Source organism: Photobacterium galatheae, assembly GCF_000695255.1.
In the GTDB taxonomy this organism is placed as follows: domain Bacteria; phylum Pseudomonadota; class Gammaproteobacteria; order Enterobacterales; family Vibrionaceae; genus Photobacterium; species Photobacterium galatheae.
Genome location: NZ_JMIB01000038.1, coordinates 132,541 through 152,411, shown reverse-complemented (window position 1 = coordinate 152,411; position 19,871 = coordinate 132,541). Strand labels below are relative to the sequence as shown.

Genomic DNA, 19,871 nt, shown 5'->3' with positions numbered 1-19,871 from the left:
AAGTCCGCTTTATAACAAAATTAGACCCAAGTAATTAGCAAAAAATGCTGTTTTTACTTTTAATTGCTGTAAGAAACAGCAACTCGGGTGTCTGGAAAGATAATTCAGTGAATATTGAACTGTGCGAAAAGAAGCAGATATAGAAGCAGAGAATTGAAAAGAAAATCGGTTTATGCTTTTGGAGAATAAAGAAGGTCAGGGCTGGCAGCCGTCAGATCCATTGACGGCGGAATTTGGCAGGAGAAACCCCAAAGTGACGGGAAAATGCCTGCGTAAAATTGCTCTGGCTGGCAAAACCGGATGACTGTGCGATCTGAACCAGACTCAGCCTCGGCTCTTCCATCAGTTGCCGGGCAAACTCAAGCCGCTTGAGCAGCACATACTGATGCGGCGTCATCCCGGTTTGCTCTTTAAACACCACGTGGAACTGACTTTCGCCCAGAAACACCAAACCAGCCAGTTGTGCCACTGTGATCTTGCGGGACAAATGCTGCTGAATGTAATGATCAATGACATCCATATTTAAACGTGGCAGATACCGCTCAGACGCCAGAGGTTTAAAGTGGCGCTGTAAAACGCACATTAACGTATCGGTGCAGGCTTTACTGAGCAGCCAGTCATCCGGATTGGCCTGCATCTCGGTAGTGAGCACGCGTATCAGCGTTTGTGCCTGATTATCGAGATGAAAATATGAAGACTGGTCAAACAGCCGTTGCATACGCTCGACCGGATATTCTGGGACCACATCCGTCACCGGGACGTTCAGGACCAAAATCTCATTATGACCAATCCCGGAAAAACCATGCTCTGAGTCAGCCGTGACCAGACAGCCCTGGCCGGGGCAAACCAGACTGCCACACCCTTCAATGTCAAACTCAGTCTGACCCGCCAAAGCAATCACCACTTGGTTGTAACCATGATTATGGTGATCCATATGCTCTGGTAGTTTCATGATCTCCGCAGGTTTGAACCCTGACAGAGGGGACACATCCTTCATCTGTACTTCCTGCGTGAATAAAATGTCGCTTCGCATACAAGCGAAAATAAAGCCTGAATAATAATCGATCAGCGTCAGTCTTGAAAAGAGACCTCTCACGGTTTCGCTCGTATCCGTACAGCCTTGATCATCTTTCCTGTATCCCTCAGAAAAAGCGATCACCGGGCACCGGAAGCGTGATCAAGACTCAACTTTTTACGGGCAGTGTCATTTCAATTTTATGCCGATGAATTTTCAGACAACCGGCGGCGCATTTGGCGAAAAAGCTCAAGTCGCCGCTGCGCTGGTCGTATTAAATGATAAATCAATAAGTTACAGAGAGATACCTTGATCATCGTTCCGTTCAAAGAGACTGGCCATCTCACCCGGCGACCTATCAGAAAAGAAAGAACATGGATCTCCCTTGATCATTGTTCTGTTTGCATCCGCTCCCCAGCCTGGATCCTCTCAGATCTGCAACAATGATCCGGCTTGATCATCTTTCCAGTCCAAATGACACTGCCCGTTAATTATCCCAGCTTGATCATTTTTCCAGAGTAAAAATCATGCTTTGCGCGTAGTTTGGCCAGATATTTTCCGGTTCTCAGAAGCCTGATGACGACCCAGCAGGGATGATGTACTGAAAATGACAAATATATCGTTTCATGACTGTCACTGCACAAGTGATGTGGTAAAACAGGTGCCGTCATGACCAATGGATCTTCTACTTCCCCCAACCAATTGAGATAAGGAAATACAATGGGTGAGTTTCTGACACAGTTTTCTTTTTCTTTTTCAGTCACAGGCCCGATTTTTCTTATGTTAGCGCTTGGTATCGCACTGAAACATTGGGGAATTATCAACGATGCCTTTACGCAAAGTGGCTCAAAACTGGTTTTCACGGTCACCTTACCAACGCTGCTTTTTCTGAATCTGATCAATACCGACATTCACCAGCTGGGAAACGGCTCCCTTTATGTCTTTGCCGCGCTCGCAAATTTCATAATCTTTTTGTTGTTTGAAGCGCTGGCCGGAAAAATGATCAAGGAACAGACTGAACGCGGTGTTGTGGTTCAGGGCGCATTCCGGGCAAACACAGGGATCATCGGCCTGGCTTATGTTGCCAATGCTTACGGTGATGCCGGTATTGTTGTGGGGGCACTCTATGTTGCCGTGATTACAGTGCTGTATAACATTCTGGCCGTGATCACACTCAGTCGTTCCAGTACGGCCACGGCATCCCTTGATCATCGTTCCATTCTCAAAGCCATTCTGAAGAATCCCTTGATCATCAGTATCTGCAGCGCTCTTCCTTTGACCTTCCTTGAAGTCCGACTTCCTGAAGTTTTGATGCAATCCGGCAGATATTTCGCCGACATGACCCTCCCCCTTGCGCTTCTCTGTACCGGTGCCAGTCTGGATCTTCGTCAGTTGAAGCAGGAATCATCCAATGCGAATCTGTCATCGATCGCACGCTTGATCATCGCTCCGGGATTGATCACCGCTGCGGGATATGTCTACGGTTTTCGTGACAACGAATTGGGGATCATTTTTCTGATGAGCGCAGCCCCGACAGCCGCTGCAAGTTATGTCATGGCAAGAGCAATGGGCGCGAATGCAAATCTTGCCGCCAATATCATTGCCATCACCACACTCGGATCAATGTTCACCTGCAGTTTAGGTTTAACTCTCTTGAAGACGCTTCAGATTATCTGATCAACCAACAGCACAAACACAATTGATAATCACTCTCAATTGGTATTAAATGAGGATAGTTCTTATTTCTATATCGAGAGTGATCATGGCAGTCCAGATAAAATCTTTGCGGATCCAGGAAACAAAATCTCGCTGGCGACTGGCCAACAAACGGCTTCTGTTCCCTGTATTTCTGTTTGCAATGCTGGCAACCCCCACAACCAGAGACATGACGGTGACCGTCCTTGCTGATGCTTTCTGGCAGGTCGCGGCTTATGTTGCTGCAACATTAACCCTCTACCATGCCATCTCAAATCGAATGAAGCACGGTTCAAAACTCAGCACATACCTTCAGGACAATCAGCGATTTCAGGTCATCTTTGCTGCCGTCATGGGAGCTTTACCCGGCTGCGGTGGCGCCATTATCGTCATGACTCAGTTCGTTCGGGGACGGCTGAGTTTTGGATCCGTTGTCGCGGTACTGACTGCAACCATGGGTGATGCGGCTTTTCTGCTTCTGGCAGCGAAACCATTGACCGGATTGTTGACGGTGGCTATCGGATTCGGTGTCGGAGTTCTTGCAGGTTGGCTCGTTGATACCCTGCACGGTGGCACATTCATGCAACCCGCCCAGAATGAAACCTTCGCATCAGAGAACCACAGCTGCACTCCCCAGGTTCAGACCTCAGCCCTTCGCTGGCAAGGATTCTTCTGGCAATGGCTGTTGCTTCCGAGTGCGCTGGTTGCGATCTTAGGCTCTTTCCAGATAGATACCGATACGGTTTTTCATTTCCCACCCGGAACAATCGCAATACTGGGAGCCCTCTTTGCATTGACGGCCATGGTACTCTGGTCACTGAGCCGGGAAGTCAGTAATTACCAAGACGCTGTTTCTGAAGATCCAAAGCCGGCAACAGCCAGCCTCTTCCAGCGTGTCGCACAGGATACCAACTTTGTCACCACCTGGGTCATTGGCGCTTTTCTGTGTTTTGAAATCGTCATGCGAGTGACAGGATGGGATTTAGCGACCCTCTTTGCTTCCTGGTCACCCGTCTTGCCTCTGCTTGGTGTATTGATTGGCCTCATACCAGGCTGTGGGCCGCAAATTTTAGTGACCTCATTGTATATTCAAGACACAATTCCCCTGTCGGCACAACTTGGGAACGCAATCAGTAATGACGGTGACGCACTCTTTCCTGCAATAGCGCTGGCCCCCAAAGCGGCTTTACTCGCCACAGTCTACTCGGGTATCCCTGCCTTATTGGTTTCCTATGGCTTTTACTGGCTTTTCGAATAAACACGCCACCGTGTAAAATCCACAACAAAAATAAATGACTAAAAAAAATCGACCTGAGGTCGATTTTTTAATATCTTAGATGCCCACTCGCTAGGTTTAATAGCATTTAATCGCATATTGAGAATCGCTATCAACTGAAATTCATACTTTCAGAGCATTGTCAATAGGTGATTTCCCCCCTTAACCAAATGAGCATCCTTCACTATAGTTGCATCTGTAGGCAGTGATAGAAACCCTCTCTTTCACTGACTGCAGTATCCAAATCTGGATACATGCCAATGAGGTTGCTTTGATATTTACCCTCATATCAAAGTCATGAACTTGATTGGATACCTCTTCTACACGTCGTACAGGATTGTACTCTTAGGAGTCAAACTCTTGTCTTTGCCGGCCTGTTAGGCCGGCTTTTTTTTCTATTTTATTTCAATTATGTCTACATTTTCAGCAAGCTTGTATTGTAACATTCCGCACATCTATTAAACTCAGAGCTAACCCGCCCTTCAAAATAATAAAATCTGGCTAAAGCGTGAAAGACACACTCGATCCCAATTTATTGCATATGTTTAATCAGCTTCCTGGATGTTGGGGTTGTAAAGATAAAGACTCGGTTTTTGTTTATGCCAATGAGGAATATGGAAAGATCATTGGTGTAAACCATCATTTGGACTGTGTCGGCCGGACTGACTTTGACATGCCAAGCCCCACAATCGAATGTGCCGAATCATTCAGGGACCAAGACCACCAGGTCATCTTGAGTGAACAGAGAATGCGTGTACTGGATATCCACCCCTATTCGGATGGAAACTGGCGTGCCCATATGTTCACAAAAATGCCATGGCGTAATGAAGAAAATGAAGTGGTTGGCACTATTTTTTCCGGCATTGAGCTGAAAGATACGGCCATTCTGGAAGTCGGGCATTGGATCTGCCGGGCTGCTGGACTAAACAACCATCAACAAACCTCGTTCAATCTGGATCTTCATCGCCAACAAGTACAATTGAATACGCGTGAATCTGAGGTGCTTTTCCTGCTGCTATATGGAAAAAAACCACAGTACATTGCCAAGGTGCTCAATGTTTCAGTGAAAACAGTTGAGAACTATGTCATCAAATTACGCGAAAAATTCAACGCCAACTCAAAAAATGAGTTGTTGGATGTCGCACTTGATCTTGGCTTTGGTTCACATATTCCCGAAAGCATGCTGACGAGTCAGCTATCGATTATCCTGAAAGAGTAAAAAACTAAGGCCACCAGAACGGTGGCCTTTTTTAATCATCATGGTGCCAAACGATCAATGTGCCACTGCTCTCCGTCTCTTTCATACAAGAAACGGTCGTGTAAACGATGTTCTCCACCTTGCCAGAATTCCATCGAGTTCACTTTGACACGGTATCCTCCCCAGAAGGTTGGAAACGGCACTTCGCCTGCAGAAAATTTCTTTTTCAGCTCCATAAACTTACCTTCAAGGGCTTGGCGAGCTGTCAGTCTGGCACTTTGTTTACTGGCCCAGGCTGCAATCTGACTCTCTTTCGGTCGAGAAGTAAAATATTTCATCACTTCCATCGTTGACAGCTTTTCTGCCTCACCCGTGATATGCACCTGCCGCTCAATTGGGTGCCAGGGAAAATGCAAGCTGATTTTACTGTTCTCTGCAAGTTGGGATGCCTTCCGGCTGCCCAGATTGGTGTAGAACACAAAACCTTGCGGGTCAAAATGCTTCAGCAAGACAATCCGCTGATAAGGCTGGCCTGAGGCATCAACAGTCGCGACGGTCATGGCAGTCGGATCGGTCAACCCGGCATCAATCGCCTGTTGCAACCAGTGTTTAAATAATTCCAGCGGTTGCTCAGGTAAATCTCGGCGGCGCAGACCACCTCGGGTGTACTCGCGACGAATATCAGACAGCTCCATTGTATTCTCCGTTTTCTATCTGCCAGGGGTCTGAAGGCGCCACTGAGCAGGGACAAGTCTTGCTCTGAATTGTCCAATGTCGCTTATGGAAAAACAAGCATCTCCTGCAAAGTCGTTGATTTTTCCTGCGGTAAAATACGCAGACGAAGATCAGGATCAACCTGAAGTGCATAAGCTTTAGAGGCATCTGAAAAAAAGTGATAATTTGACCATTTCACCATGCACTCAAACAGGTCTGCCACTTTGCCCAAAAAGACAACCCTTGGACTGCTGACCGGACTGGGAATACTCCTGTCCATCATGATTGGACTCATCACACATCAGCATTTTATTCATGCGATGTCCAAGCAAATTAAATATGACATCTCATCTCTGGGGGAAAAACTTGATCAGCGCCTGAAACGTTATCAACAGCTCCCTCAACTGCTGGCCCATGATCCAAGGCTACTGGATTCGCTGATGGCAGCCGCTGCGCCAAAAGCAGAACGAGACGCGAAATTACTGCAAACCAACCTACTGCTTGCTTACTGGAGCAAAACGCTGCTTGCCGATACGATTTACCTCTTGGATACAAAGGGAGACACATTAGCGGCCAGTAACTGGCAGGAGAAAGATAGTTTTGTTGGCTCTAACTATGATTACCGCCCTTATTTCCAAGATGCGATGAATGGTCAACTTGGCCAGTTCTTCGCCTTAGGTATCAGTTCCCAAAAACGCGGCTATTTTTTCTCAGCGCCGGTTTACGATCAGGCGAAACAGGTCAACGGTGTCATCGTCATTAAAATCGACCTGGATCTGGTTGATGAAATCTGGCAATACCAGGATCTCGAATATGTAATCAGCGATCCCTACGGCGTGATTTTTTACAGCTCCATCCACAGTTGGATTTATCACAGTCTGGTGCCTTTATCCGAGACTCAAAAACAAAGTGTGCTGGAACGTCGGCAATATGGCGAACCGCCGCTGACTGCACTTACGGAAATCGCAGACCTGAATGAACTCAACACCAATCGTCAGGCAATGATTCTGCTGCCGCAACAACAAAAGCGCCAATCGTTTTTATATGCGCATCATGATATGAATACCGCTGGGTGGGTCATCTATGGCTTCATGCCAACTTATCAGATCCTCAGTGATGTCTTTGAAAGCATCCTGCTCTTTATTGCTTTTTATATTCTACTGGTGCTTGTTTTAATTTACTGGTGGCAAACGTTCAGTGCCAAAGAAGCACTGGCTGAATTGAATGACACACTCGAGGAACAGGTTGCCGATCGAACCCAACACCTCCATCAGGCGAACAAACAACTCTGGCACGCTATTGAACAATATGAACTCACACAGGCGGAGTTAAAAGAAACCCGAACAGAACTCATTCAGACAGCGAAACTGGCGATGCTGGGAGAACTATCAGCCAGCATTAATCACGAAATCAATCAGCCTCTGGCTGCGATGCGTGCCTATTGCGAAAACAGCCTGAAGTTACTGCAGAAGGAACGCTATGATGCAGTCGCCAGCAACCTGGAGCAATTGAATGATCTGAATCGACGAATTGCAGACATTATTGCCCGTTTCAAAGTGTTTGCCCGCAAAGGAACACAGCAAAACAGCTCAGTGAATGTCGCCAGCTCAATCCGCAATGCCATTCAATTAATGCAAGCGCCCCTGACCAAACACCAAGTCAAACTGACGCTTAATCTTCATGATGACATTCTGGTCAACATTGATGCCGTACAGTTTGAACAAGTCATGATTAACTTGATCCAAAATGCCATACAGGCGCAAGATGCCGCCTCTGAAAAAGAAATTGGCATCAATCTTCAGGTCGGTCGTCAGCGTGTCATTATCTCAATCTGGGACCACGGGCCTGGGTTGGATAACACTCAAAAGCAAAGAATCTTTACCCCGTTTTTCAGCACGAAACACGATGGCCTTGGGCTTGGCTTAACCATTTGTCGACGTATTCTTGATTTATTTTCCGGCAGCCTGACCGTACATGATCATGACGGCGGTGGCGCAGAATTCCGGATCAGTCTTCCATTGGGCAAAGAGGAACAACAATGAAACCACCAGTCATCTTCATTGATGATGAAAAACCTGTCCGTGATTCACTGGGGCAAACGCTGGAGCTGGAAGACTATCAGGTCCAGTTATTTGCCAGTGCGCGGCAAGCACTCAGCACTTTTGACAACCAGTTTCCGGGAGTCATCATCTCTGATATCAACATGCCGGGCATGGATGGGATGACGTTTCTGAAACAGGCACTCCTCATCGACGATGAATTGCCGGTCATCATGCTGACCGGCCACGGTGATATCTCAACGGCAGTGGATGCCATGAGATTGGGCGCCTACGATTTTCTGGAGAAACCATTCTCGACCGAACATCTGCTCGATGTGGTGAAGCGCGCATGCGACAAACGGGAACTCGTACTGGAAAACCGGGAATTAAAACGCGAACTGGAATCGCAAAGCAGTCCTGGCCCCCGTATCCTCGGGAATAACCTCGCGATGAAACAACTCAGACGGCGGTTGTACCAACTCAAGGATCACGGACAAAGTGTGTTACTGCAGGGCGAAACCGGGACAGGTAAGCGGATGGTCGCCCAGTTTTTGCATGATCACAGCCCGTACCAGCATCTGCAGATGATCACCTTAAAATGTCAGGACCTCACAGAACATCAGTTTGAGGAAATTCTCAATGACCAAGACGGGAAATGGCATGCAGCTACCGGGAGCACGCTGTACCTGGAAAACATTGACCAGCTTCCAATGGCAGCCCAGCAACGTTTGGCCATGACTTTGCAAACACAGTCGATACAGCCCCATCCCGGTGATCAGGTCAGACTTATTGCCAGCAGCGAGCGCAACCTCGAATCCTTGGTCCAGCAACAGCAATTTGATACTGAACTCTTTGCTATCGTTCAAGATTGCATTCTGACGCTGCCACCTCTTCGGACGCGTCGCGATGATATTGAATTGATCTTTCAAAATTTTATTCGCACAACGGCGTCTCGCTACAATATAGAAGCACCGATGCTCAGTACAGAGCAAAAGGAAAAACTGCAGGATCACGACTGGCCTGGCAATGTCAGAGAACTCAGGAATCTCGCGGAACGTTTAGTGCTATTGGGCGATCAATTTGATAAGCAACACCCCCTGAAGATTGACAGTCCACACCCCACCCTGGCCGAGAAAGTTCACCAGTTTGAGTTCACTTTATTAAGCGATGCACTTCGCCGCCATCACGGCCGTTTGAAGGATGTGCAATCTGAATTGGGTCTGGCAAGAAAAACGCTTTACGACAAAATGAAAAAACACGGATTGGATAAACAGGATTTTAAGGACGCACTCTAACACGTGACCTCTGGCAAAATTTACAGTGTAAATATCATAGCGCCGTTCCGGTCACCCAATTTACACTGTAAATATTGGCCTGCACAGGCCGTTTAGTGTGCCTTTAAAGGCTGACAAACTATCTTCTGATCTTGCCAACAAATTAAGCAAGCTGTGATATCTTGCTCTGCGACAAACTCTCTTTCTTCGATCCGGACATGGACACCGGCATGCATCATATGACTGACTTCAACTTTTGCAGACGCCAGTTCTTGATCATATTGTTCATGAAGCTGCTGATAGCGTGTTTTCATGTCAGCAAGGGACGCCATAAAATGTGCTTTCCCTGTTTTCACTTTTTCAACCAGTTCAGGTGAACGCTTCTCTCGGGGTTGTTTTGAAAGCTTCATCTGCAAGACAACCAACTGATGAATCCGCTCTTCCTGTTCTTTCATCTCCGCTTTCAGATGGTCCATTTCGGCTTTCAGTTCCCGAAACCGTCCCATCAATTGAATTTGAGTCTCAACACCAGCTTCTGCACCCAGCACCCGAGCATACACGCCACCATCTGCGACAATCACGCCGCCCGTAACACTGCCATGACGCTGGCCAGCATCCGATACCCGAACCGCCCCTTTTGCATTCACCAGACTATGCGCAAGATGCAGATACAATGCCGTATCAGCACCGGATTCAATTTGAGCATATTGTGCAAATTTAGCCGCCACTTGACCCTGTGCTTTTAAACTGCAGTAAACCAGCTTGCCTTCATGCATTCGCCCGATCACGCCACCTGCGACAGTAATATCGCCACCGGCTTCAAGTTCTGCTAATTCGACAACACCCGTTACCGTAATATTGCCGGCAGCTTTAATTTTCATTCCGGAACTGACATCGCCATAGACCAGCACCGCACCATTAAAATCAATATGACCGGTTGTTACATCAACTTTCTCAACACTCAGGATGTCATCAACAGCCATCCCGGTTGGTCCGTGGCGTGGCATCCCATCTTTATCAGCCACGAGTACATTGCTGTCATCATCCGCAAGACGTGTCCCAACACCCACTTGGAAGGGAATTTCTTTGCCTGGCGTTGGATCAACCACCTGACCATGAATATCGTAACCCGGCGCACCATGGGTCGGCGGTGTACGACGCATCAAAGCCTGGCCGGCTTGAACCGTAATCAGTTGTCCCAGGTTACGCATATCCACTTTACCGTGGTCGCTATCCTGAGGTGCGAGGATCCGTTCAGAAGCATCAGGAACCAAAGCGTCAAAAGCGGTGTCTTTGCCATGATCCGCAGGGCGTCCCGCAGCAACTTTCAATGTATATGTTTCACCGGGCGTCAATTCCCAGCTTTTCTGCAATAAATACTGAAGCCGCTTTTTACTCACACCGCGAACAATATTTTGTGATTTCAAAGCATCAATCAGAACCTGAGCCGTCAGCTTTTCACCACCAAATGCACCGGTCAACGTGACAAAAGCACACATATGATCGTCAGAAAGTGAAATATCAATCTGAACATCTTTCCGCTCAGCAACCACAAAAGCCGAATCACCCGTATGATTCTGGTTATTCCAGTATTGAACCGCATCTTGAATTGCCGAATCCAGACGCAGGTAGTCATGAAATGGCGATGCAGCCAGAAAAGCATCAATTGCCTCGGAATCAATGTCCTGAGAATCACCGTCTTCCGGTTTGCTCATAATCAAGCTGAGATGAGCACCTTTCGGTTCTAACGTAAACAGTGATTCCAACATCAATGTCTCCTCTTCCCTCATCTGTTTTCCCCCTTCCTTCCCAATCGGGATAAATATCTGGTGAATGTTCTCCATGAGTTTCCAAAGAAAACAAACCGTTTCTTTATCTCAATTGGCCTTAAAATCTTACAGAAGTTTCAACAGAGTAGACATAGAAGACAATCACACTTCGTGGAGCATGTTCAAAAGAATCACAAAAAAGCGAGCAGGAAAATCCATGCTCGCTCGCCTGTTTTATGTCTCAGTGAGTCAATTAGTCGGCAATCAGCCAGTTCAAATCATCATCCGTCAACCATTCATCCGGATGAAACTGGTATATGCAAGGCAAATGAACGTCATTATCCTCCGAGGATTCAGCAGTCAAATACCCCTCTAGCAGTCTCAACCCCTGAACCTGAAGCTGATAGGAGGCCGATAAATCCAGGGGCACCATCGCCGAAAAATAGATGCAGTTCTTACTTAATTTGTTCAACCGAACTTTTAATCCCAAATGATGACATTCGGTCGATGTTAATGAGCCGACACTGCTGTGAGCTTTCTTCAGTAAGCGCGCGGCAAAGCCGCCAGACACAAGGCTGTACGTCATATTGGGTTTTACTGTCCGAACACCCGGTTCAATCAAGGCGCGAATTGCCTTGCTCTCTACCTTTACAAAACTCATATCCTCCCCCTTAACGCTTCCTGATTCTTATATTGCGCTGACAACCGTTTTGCCAGTTCTGCTCAATTTCAGTCCATAACTGATGCTCAGGTAAAATAACTCTAGTCTAGTTTTGCTGTTCTTGTGGTAGTACCTTGTACTTTTTTAGCATACTGGACATCTCATGTGAGCATTTGCTTACCTTGAGAAGCTTGATGAGAGACGACTGTGGTAACTACAGCTCAGCAGATTCCACGGGGATAAGGATCAAATATGAAAATTTACACTGTAAATCAAATGCAGTCCCAATTTACAGTGTAAATAGCAATTAAGCGCGGGGAAAAGTTAAGGTCTGAGCGACAAAATTACGTAAAAACTGCTCCACCTGTTTACGGCCATGCAGACCAAAGCGCTGCTGAATTGTTTGCCAGGGTTGACGCTGGATGATTTTTGCGACCATCACATCAAGACCGGGTTGCGCATCCAATTCACCAGATTTCATCTGTTGCTGTAACCACAACGAAAGCTGGCCAATCATCAGATCATAACCGAGTCCGCCCTGCGAAAAATTCCATAACTGCTGATACAAAGCATCCGGTAATTCAGGCAACCATGACGGCTGCAAAGCCGCCTGATACAAAGGGATGAAAACATCACTTTCCAGAGACTGAAACTGTTCACAGGCCTGTGCCTTAAAATTCAGGGAAAACGACGCTTGTGCTATTTCAAACCACCCCTTCGCCTGCACGGAAAGCGGCAAAACCGTCAACAATGAATGACAGCCACTCGCGGCATCCTTTGCAACCCCTAAACGGACGGGCAAATAACCGGCTTTTTGCCAAAATGGCAGCAAATCACCACTGGCCGCAAAGCTGGTTCCCAGATAATCGAGATGACACTGACGCGCCCAATCAAAGATACAATTCAGTAGCGCTGAACCGACTCCCAGTTGCCGGGCATCATCATGAATTGCGATTCTTAAAATTCGACCACAGTGCTGACTGGTAGCCTCTGCCAAACCAAGGTGAGCGGCGACCGACTGTGCCAATAAATGCCCCTTCGGACGTCGTTTCCCCTGACTGACGGCCTGAGCGAGTTCGGCTGAGAAACCACCTTCACGAGAGACCAATGCGCAGCCGTAAATTATGTCCTGTCGTAAGGCGACAAAAACAGACAGATGCTCATCATCTAAAAGCTGCCGGAGATCGGCTGGAGATGTCTGGTAATGCGCATGGATCAACAATCCAAATAAACTGGATAACCGGGCTGGCTGCTGTAACAGCCATGCCGAAGAAACAACGCGGTATTCCAGTGTGTCACTTTGCAATGGCAACACAATTGGAGACGGTTCTGCATCCAGCAATAAGGTTTGAAAGAGCCACTGCTCCAGGGGATCCCCCTCCGCCCAGCGAATGGGTTGCTTCATTGACAATGCGCGCCAGTTGGGTGTCTGCACATCCAGCGCCGCTTTAAACTTAATCGCGAAACCACGGCCTGTACCTTCATACCCATGAACCGTAGATGCAAACACCACTCGGGAATACGCCGACAAGATTTTCTGGAGTAAAGGCGCTGGAATCGCAGCTGCTTCATCAACGACAAGTAAATCCGCTTCAGGCAACGCTTCCAACAAACGATCCGGAGCCCAAAAGCTCAGCTTGCTTTGCTGATAAGCAAGCTGATAACCGCTACATTCGGAGATACCCAGCATTTGAGCGGCATGATAGAACAAGGTTTGGCAGTGCCGTTGACGCGGTGCGGTCACCAGAATCTGTCTGGGTTTCTCTTGCATCAGTATTGCGGCTGCAAGACCGAGAGCTGAAGATTTCCCCCGCCCCCGGTCTGCTGTAATAACCAAGGGGCGACGACGGTGCCCATTCACAACACGTCGAATCGCCTCAACCGCTTCAACCTGCTCGTCACTCAGGCAGCCATAAAGCCGTGGCACTTGCGTTTCAGCAACAGACGCATCCGATGGCAGTCGGGGAAAATCAACCTGCCCGTCACTTTTCTGGGTCAGGAACATAACCTCAGGTGCCTGAAGTCGGGTTAAAAAGCGCTGCATAAAAGGCGTTTGCCAACGCTCAGAACGCAAGCGAGGCAACAGTAGCAACATCAGCCCCCCTCCGCGAACCGTCCCTACGAGTGCCGCGATAGCCTCGACATCGAATCCGCTGTGCAAATCAACAACCAGACAGTCACAATCTCGACCCAACCAGGCTCTCGCCTGAGCAGGCACAAGGGCATGAACGCCTTCAGGGGCAGTCTCACCCAGCCATAAGCAAGAGGAATACAGGGACAATGCTGTTTGCGCAGCCTGAATTCCCCAGGGGTGATCACTCTCGATACAAACGACATAACGATGTCGGCTCGCTTGCGCTTGATGCGTGAGTTCAGAAAAAAAATGAGACAGTTCAGACATACAGGCCTCTGATGCCGCAGAAAATAGGTGGGAGAAACTGGCCTGTATACTACCAAGAGGAATAAAAAAAGCCACGTCATCTGACGTGGCTGAAAAGATTCGACGGCGCTGTTATTTCAGATAATCTGCCAGATACGCAAGAATATCATCTGCCTGCTGATCAGAAAGCTGACTCAATTTCAGCTGAAGTTTATCACCGTCTCGAACATAAGTTGCCTGGCCCCGAACCAGCTCAACCGTCTGAGGCTTGCTTTCTGCCGGTGCCTTTGGACGAACCTGCTCACTTAACTGCTCAATATGGCTGGTCACTTCACGAGTGATCCGGGTAATTCCCTGCGCATCGACACTTTGCCACACAGGCTTGTCCTGCTGAGAAAGCGCTGTCACAAATGCTTTCTGCTGCGCATCATCCAATGAAGAATACAGTTTATGCAGCTTCACAATGGTTGGACGACCAAGCTCACCAACACTTGGGTAAGCCATCAGCAGCTCCATGGGCAAACTGGCAGCTTTCAGCGCGCCACTCACCAATGCTTCACTACATTGACAGTAACGGGCCAGCGCCTTCTGATCAGCCACTTTACCGCCAGCCAACAGCGCCTGCATTTCCTTCCCGCGTTCATACAGAGACAACGGCTTGTGTGCGTTTGCAACATCAGACAGGAACTTCGCATGATGACTGTTAATGCCTTTGGCGACATAAATCAGAAAGTCCTGATTTGCCAGCAAACACGCCATCCGTCGACGGCTACCATCCAGAACTTCGATCCGGTCGTCATCCATCCAGCGTCCGACAGCTGGATATTGCTGACCCCGATCTTTCAGGGTCGACAGAATATCGGCCAGTGCATGCTCATTCAAAAATGCCTGCTCCCGGGCATTCTGAGCAAAAACCTGAGTTTTTGTACCAATCTCAGCTGCACTGACTTTGACCAGCTCAAAAGCAACCGTCGTTTCACCCGCAACCGCAAGCTCAATGACAGCCGCTTTATCTTTGACCGCACTCTGTACCTCGGCAACGGTCGTCGCGCGCCGCTTATCGGCTTTTCCGAACAGACGGGCATTCAGATCATTTGTTTTTATTGCCACCTGTTATTTCTCCTGGTTCAAATTCGCCCAGTGACTATGCATAACACGCTCCAGCTCAAGACCAACCCGCTGAACCGCATCCTGGGCAGTTGATAAGGTTTTCTTTCCCCCTTCAAAGTCTGACGTGGTCAGATCGAAGACGGTACTGTAAGTATCCGCGCAAGTCTCAAAAGCACGGCTACGAGGCACGGTCGCCATCATCACCTGCTCCTGAAGCAGATAGTTCATTTCAGTCAGGACAGAAACCTGCTTTTTATTGTCGTCTTCAAACATGGTTGGGATCAGACGAATAAACTCCAGTCCGTGCCAGTCTTCCGGGAACATTTCATACACTGTTGGAAGATGCTGGAAGAAATTCACCGTCGATGCCCAGTCCAGACGTTTGGCAGCACAAGGGATCAACAACGCGTTGGATGCATACATTGCATTCCAGACCAGTGGATCGATATGTGGGCCGGTATCAATCATGATGATGTCGAATTCATCTTCAATCTGGTCAATCACACGTTCTTTCAGCAGACGGACAATATCCAGATTCTGATTAACCGCCAGATCCTGCCAGGCGTCGGCATTAAACATGGCATCTTCAGGGAAAGCCGCAATTGTTTTCAGGTTCGGATATTGCGTCGGCATCACCACGTTATTCATCAAAAATGCTTTATCGGTTGCCAGCTCTTCCGGGATATTCCCCAGCATCACATCCACCGCAGAGTAAATGTTCTCTTGATCACCAATGCTGATTTGTGGATTCAGGAACAAACGGAGTGAACCTTGCGGGTCTAAGTCAATCAGACAGATACGGTAACGTTTATCCAGATCAAGTGCCATACAAGCAGCCAGATGAACTGCAGTCATCGACTTACCTGTTCCACCTTTCTGGTTTTGCACATTCACAACCCAAGGCTTACGTTGACCATTTTGCCGCTCGTGAAAAGCCGGACGCTCCGCCGCATCCATCAGCATGTGTGCTTCACTCAGGGTGATCGAGTAATGATTGGCATTATTTTTCGTGAACTGATGACCGGCATCTTCCATCCGGGCAATCGCTTCATCCAATTTACGACGGGTCAAACCGGAACGGGTTTCCATCAGGGCTTTCGACATCGATGGAAAATGGTCATCCCGACGTTCTTCCAACACAATCTCAATTCGGTCCGCCTGGACCTGCTTGGTCTGCTCAGCAATGTTGAGCAAGTTTTCAATGGTTTCTAACCGATTCATGCTGTTCTTTCACCCTACAGTGTATTTAGCAAAATTGTACAACATAAATACACAAAAACAACAAAAAGCTGAACATATAACTGTGACAAACGCCTCAAGTCAAATTTATGTCAAACTTGATAAAAGCCGTATTTTTCAACAAAAACGATACAAATTCGACAAATCCATCCGCCAATCATTGGGCTGAAATAGCCTGAGATTTAAAATGTCACAGTGTCACAAATTTACAATGTAAAGCCATTAAAGAACGCTTCTCTCTGGAAGCCTGATAAAACACGGCTAAAGTACGAGCATTGTCGTTTCAACTTGAAATCATCCCAAGATTCACCATGAATTGAGTGACTGGCAGCTCTCTTGAATATCGAGAGACCGCCACACACCCACATTCAGCACAAATCCCAGTTTCGCCTTGATCATGCTTCAGAGCAGATCCGAGAATGACGCAACGATGATCAAGGTGAAAATTGTTCAGGACCTAAACAAAATAGCAGCAAGAAAAACACATCGATGATCGGATCAATGATCAAGGTGCGATCCTTTCATGCCGAAAACAACGGATCGCACCGGAAGCATCCTTGACGGTCACTAAATTACGGCCAATGCTGGATGTATCTGCATTCGAAACCAAGAAAAGCGACTGAAAAAGCTGAATTTCACGCGGGTTCCTTCAGTCAATATCAGTTGAAATGACATTGTTTCTGTCTTGATCATTTTTCCTTTACCGGACACATATAAATTCGCGCTGCAATTACGGTCAGTGTCATTTTGAAAATGATGAAAAAAGCAACATCTTGCTTAACGGCCTCAGGAAAATTCCCAGTTTACAGTCAAAACAGCACTCACTTGATCATCGTTCTGAGGTAAAAAAGACAGCCCTCTGCCACGGATGATGATCTTTTCACTTCATCTGAGCAGGGATCCTGCAAACGCGATGAACAAACCTGTGGATAACCTGTAAAAACACATTGATCATGTTTCTGTTATCTTAATGATCATGCTTTCAAATCCTTGTTGATCATGATTCCGGAGACGGTATGATCATGCTTGCTGACAACTGTTGATCACTGATCCGGCTTCCTATTGATCATACTTCCAGTGCACTGATAAATTTTACTTTATAAAATCATTCACTTAGGCCGTTATTCCCGCCCGGATCATAAGATCAGTACATCAAATAGATCATTTAAATCAAAAAGATCATGATTAAAAAGCAACAGTAAAAAAAGCTTTCATTTTTAGTCTTTTTTTATTATTCTTTCCGGAACGATGACAAATTTACGGCTCCTGGCAGATGAAGTCCTCCGCGATGCGTGATGAGAAATACGACGAAAAGATCCTGATCTCCGCCCCACGATCCCACAAAGACGGGCATTTATTTTCGATCCCACCTGCTTTAATTGATTGGCTGCCTCAATATCAGCATTTTAAAGGGGTCACAAAAAGCATCATTGAACTGCTGAATCTGATTTCGCTGCGTGGCTTATCAAGTCAGGACGGTATGGTTTCAACAACAGAATTAGTTGAAGCGACAGAAGGTCAGTTAACACGTGCTGCGATACAGCAAAGGCTCCGGGCTGCTGTCAGTATTGGACTCTTCATCCAGCAGCCGGTGCGCTTTGAGGAAGGGCTGGCTGGTAAAACGATGCTGCACCATTTCATCAATCCAGCGCTGCTGATTTCTCAGTTGGGCACTGCAGGTTTGCAGTCTGACCAAAGTAAAGAAAAAGAAAAGCAGAAGCGTTCTAAGGCCCTGGCGCAAAATGTGGTGAATAAGCGTTTGCTGAACGAACATGGTTTGGGGACTCCCCCGATGATGCCTGATGAGGCAGATCAAATCGTTGTCTCTCCGACCAGTTGGGCCGGGATCATTGATCAGGCGCTGGCCCCACCGCGGACCAAGAAAAGCTATCAGAAGTCCATGGTTGCGATTTCCGGGACTCGGGCGATCATTGAAACACGATCGTCCAAGGCGATCATGACGGTTGACGACATGATGACGCTGTTTGCACTCTTTACCTTAACGGTGCAGTACCATGATCATCATTTGCCGGAGTATGAGCTGCAATCCCGGCACATGAGCAATAAAACTCCCATCTATATCACTGATATTCTTGCGCTACGCGGAAAAAAAGACAGTGGACCGGCCCGGGATTCGATCCGCGAAAGTATCGACCGCATCGAATTTACAGATTTTCAGCTGCATGAGCTGACGGGGCGCTGGCTGAGTGAAAATATGCCGGAAGGCTTTAAGAGTGATCGCTTCCGTTTTCTGGCCCGGACGATCACGGCGTCTGAAGAAGCACCTCAGGAAGGGGAAGATGGTGAAATCCGGATCAAGCCGAACCTGTATATTCTGGTGTGGGAGCCGTCTTTCTTCGAAGAATTGCTTACACGTGATTATTTCTTCCTGTTCCCGCCGGAGATCCTGCGCCAGCATACGCTGATCTTCCAGTTGTATACCTTTTTCCGGAGCCGGATGACCCGACGTGGCCATGACAGCATGCTGCTCAGTGAGCTGAATCAGAAACTGGCCCGGAATATCGAATGGCGTCGTTTCTCGACTGATCTGATCCGGGAACTGAAAAAGCTGGCGGAAGGCAAGGTCACTGAGTCGTTATTTGCGGTGAACTTGTGGGGTTACCATCTGACTATCAGCCCGGCAGAGGGGAAAGCATCCCGCTATCAGGATTACCAGATTGAAATCAAGTGTGATGCAGAGGAAGTGATTCGCTTCTCCCGCGCGAAGATGCACAACGAAGGGAAGCGTTCACTGGCACCAACCATGCCAAACCCGCTTCGGAATGAGATTCTGCCGCGTCAGGAGCTGGAACAGCTGTCTTCCATCATTGATGGTGAGTTCGAACCGATTCAGCGCAAGGAAGGGCGTCCGAAGGGTCGTTTGGGCCGCCGTGTGAAGCTCAGGAAGCATCTGGTAGAAATTAATGCCGATGAACTGACGATTGTTCTGTCAAAGTATACCTCTCAGGAGGCATTGCAACGCAGTATCACGGCACTTTCTGCAATGTCCGGTCATGCGGCCAGCGTGATCACCGAAGAGTGCCAGGGCTACCTGGATAAGCTGGACTGGTTGCGCGTTGGGGGCGAGGTCGTGCCTTACGAAACCCTCAGTAAGATAGTTGAGCTGTTTAACAAACAACATGATGAGCGGCATCTGTCGATTGAGCGTCTGATTTCAGGGCTGGCTGTTCGTCGTAAAGTGTGCAAGCTGGTGCATGAAGGCCATATGAATGAACAGGTTCTGACGGCACTGGACGATATTGCAAACGGCAGATAGACAGGAATGTCGAAGTTTTTATGTCAAATCAACGAGTTTTGACATTGTGATGACAATTGACGCTGAAAAAAAGCCAAAATAAACCCCGATATAACCTTTGTCCCTTTCGATGAGAAAGGTAACGCCTGGCATGGATGGCGGGTCAGTTATCTTGTGAGTCTCTCGAAAATGCAATATGTGAGTTTGTTGCGAGCCCGTCCCGGCTCGCTTTTTTTTTGCCTGTT

At 47.7% G+C, this 19,871-nt stretch carries 14 protein-coding genes; 6 read left to right on the top strand and 8 right to left on the bottom strand.

Annotation, left to right across the window (positions count from 1 at the left end):
- Positions 1 to 211: 211 nt before the first annotated feature.
- Positions 212 to 997 carry an AraC family transcriptional regulator gene (locus EA58_RS18445; RefSeq protein WP_036756417.1) on the bottom strand — a complete coding sequence of 262 codons (786 nt, stop codon included), beginning with the start codon at positions 995 to 997 and terminating at the stop codon, positions 212 to 214.
- A 738-nt stretch (positions 998 to 1,735) separates the two neighbouring features.
- On the opposite strand from EA58_RS18445, the gene EA58_RS18440 reads away from it, so the two are divergent.
- The 3 genes from EA58_RS18440 to EA58_RS18430 all read left to right on the top strand — a co-directional run bounded on the left by EA58_RS18440 (position 1,736) and on the right by EA58_RS18430 (position 5,205).
- On the top strand, positions 1,736 to 2,692 hold the full coding sequence (locus EA58_RS18440; protein WP_036756251.1) for an AEC family transporter: 957 nt from the start codon (positions 1,736 to 1,738) through the stop codon (positions 2,690 to 2,692).
- Positions 2,693 to 2,777: 85 nt separating this feature from the next.
- Positions 2,778 to 3,968 (top strand): putative manganese transporter, encoded by a 1,191-nt coding sequence (locus EA58_RS18435; protein ID WP_036756249.1) that lies wholly within the window; start codon positions 2,778 to 2,780, stop codon positions 3,966 to 3,968.
- 526 nt (positions 3,969 to 4,494) lie between these two features.
- Complete coding sequence (locus EA58_RS18430; RefSeq protein ID WP_235199649.1) at positions 4,495 to 5,205, top strand: helix-turn-helix transcriptional regulator; 711 nt, start codon at positions 4,495 to 4,497, stop codon at positions 5,203 to 5,205.
- A gap of 38 nt (positions 5,206 to 5,243) precedes the next feature.
- Here the strand turns inward: EA58_RS18430 and pdxH are convergent, their stop codons facing one another.
- Together pdxH and EA58_RS21825 are read right to left on the bottom strand one after the other, a co-directional pair.
- Positions 5,244 to 5,879, bottom strand: a complete 636-nt coding sequence (pdxH, locus tag EA58_RS18425; RefSeq protein WP_036756245.1) for a pyridoxamine 5'-phosphate oxidase — start codon at positions 5,877 to 5,879, stop codon at positions 5,244 to 5,246.
- A gap of 83 nt (positions 5,880 to 5,962) precedes the next feature.
- Positions 5,963 to 6,130, bottom strand: a complete 168-nt coding sequence (locus EA58_RS21825) for a hypothetical protein (RefSeq protein WP_162472450.1) — start codon at positions 6,128 to 6,130, stop codon at positions 5,963 to 5,965.
- Between EA58_RS21825 and EA58_RS18420 the strand changes: the two genes are divergently transcribed.
- Both EA58_RS18420 and EA58_RS18415 read left to right on the top strand, forming a co-directional pair.
- Positions 6,123 to 7,940 carry a sensor histidine kinase gene (locus EA58_RS18420; RefSeq protein ID WP_036756414.1) on the top strand — a complete coding sequence of 606 codons (1,818 nt, stop codon included), beginning with the start codon at positions 6,123 to 6,125 and terminating at the stop codon, positions 7,938 to 7,940. The two genes, EA58_RS21825 and EA58_RS18420, sit on opposite strands and share 8 nt — an antisense overlap.
- A complete protein-coding gene (locus EA58_RS18415; protein WP_036756243.1) occupies positions 7,937 to 9,232 on the top strand; it encodes a sigma-54-dependent transcriptional regulator in 1,296 nt (431 codons plus the stop codon). The genes EA58_RS18420 and EA58_RS18415 overlap by 4 nt, the downstream gene beginning before the upstream one ends.
- Before the next feature lie 92 nt (positions 9,233 to 9,324).
- Here EA58_RS18415 and EA58_RS18410 read toward each other — a convergent pair whose 3' ends face one another.
- From EA58_RS18410 to EA58_RS18390, 5 genes are all read right to left on the bottom strand, one after another.
- Positions 9,325 to 10,980, bottom strand: a complete 1,656-nt coding sequence (locus tag EA58_RS18410; RefSeq protein ID WP_051642214.1) for a DUF342 domain-containing protein — start codon at positions 10,978 to 10,980, stop codon at positions 9,325 to 9,327.
- Between the two features lie 253 nt (positions 10,981 to 11,233).
- Entirely contained in the window at positions 11,234 to 11,641 is a 408-nt protein-coding gene (locus EA58_RS18405; RefSeq protein ID WP_036756241.1) for a hypothetical protein, read from the bottom strand.
- Between the two features lie 307 nt (positions 11,642 to 11,948).
- A complete protein-coding gene (locus tag EA58_RS18400) occupies positions 11,949 to 14,042 on the bottom strand; it encodes a tRNA(Met) cytidine acetyltransferase TmcA (RefSeq protein ID WP_036756239.1) in 2,094 nt (697 codons plus the stop codon).
- A 111-nt stretch (positions 14,043 to 14,153) separates the two neighbouring features.
- Positions 14,154 to 15,131, bottom strand: a complete 978-nt coding sequence (locus tag EA58_RS18395) for a ParB/RepB/Spo0J family partition protein (RefSeq protein WP_036756237.1) — start codon at positions 15,129 to 15,131, stop codon at positions 14,154 to 14,156.
- 3 nt (positions 15,132 to 15,134) lie between these two features.
- Entirely contained in the window at positions 15,135 to 16,352 is a 1,218-nt protein-coding gene (locus EA58_RS18390) for an AAA family ATPase (protein WP_036756235.1), read from the bottom strand.
- A gap of 1,306 nt (positions 16,353 to 17,658) precedes the next feature.
- Between EA58_RS18390 and EA58_RS18380 the strand changes: the two genes are divergently transcribed.
- Positions 17,659 to 19,647: a replication initiator protein RctB domain-containing protein gene (locus EA58_RS18380; protein ID WP_036756231.1), complete on the top strand. Its 1,989-nt coding sequence runs from the start codon at positions 17,659 to 17,661 to the stop codon at positions 19,645 to 19,647.
- Positions 19,648 to 19,871 lie beyond the last annotated feature (224 nt).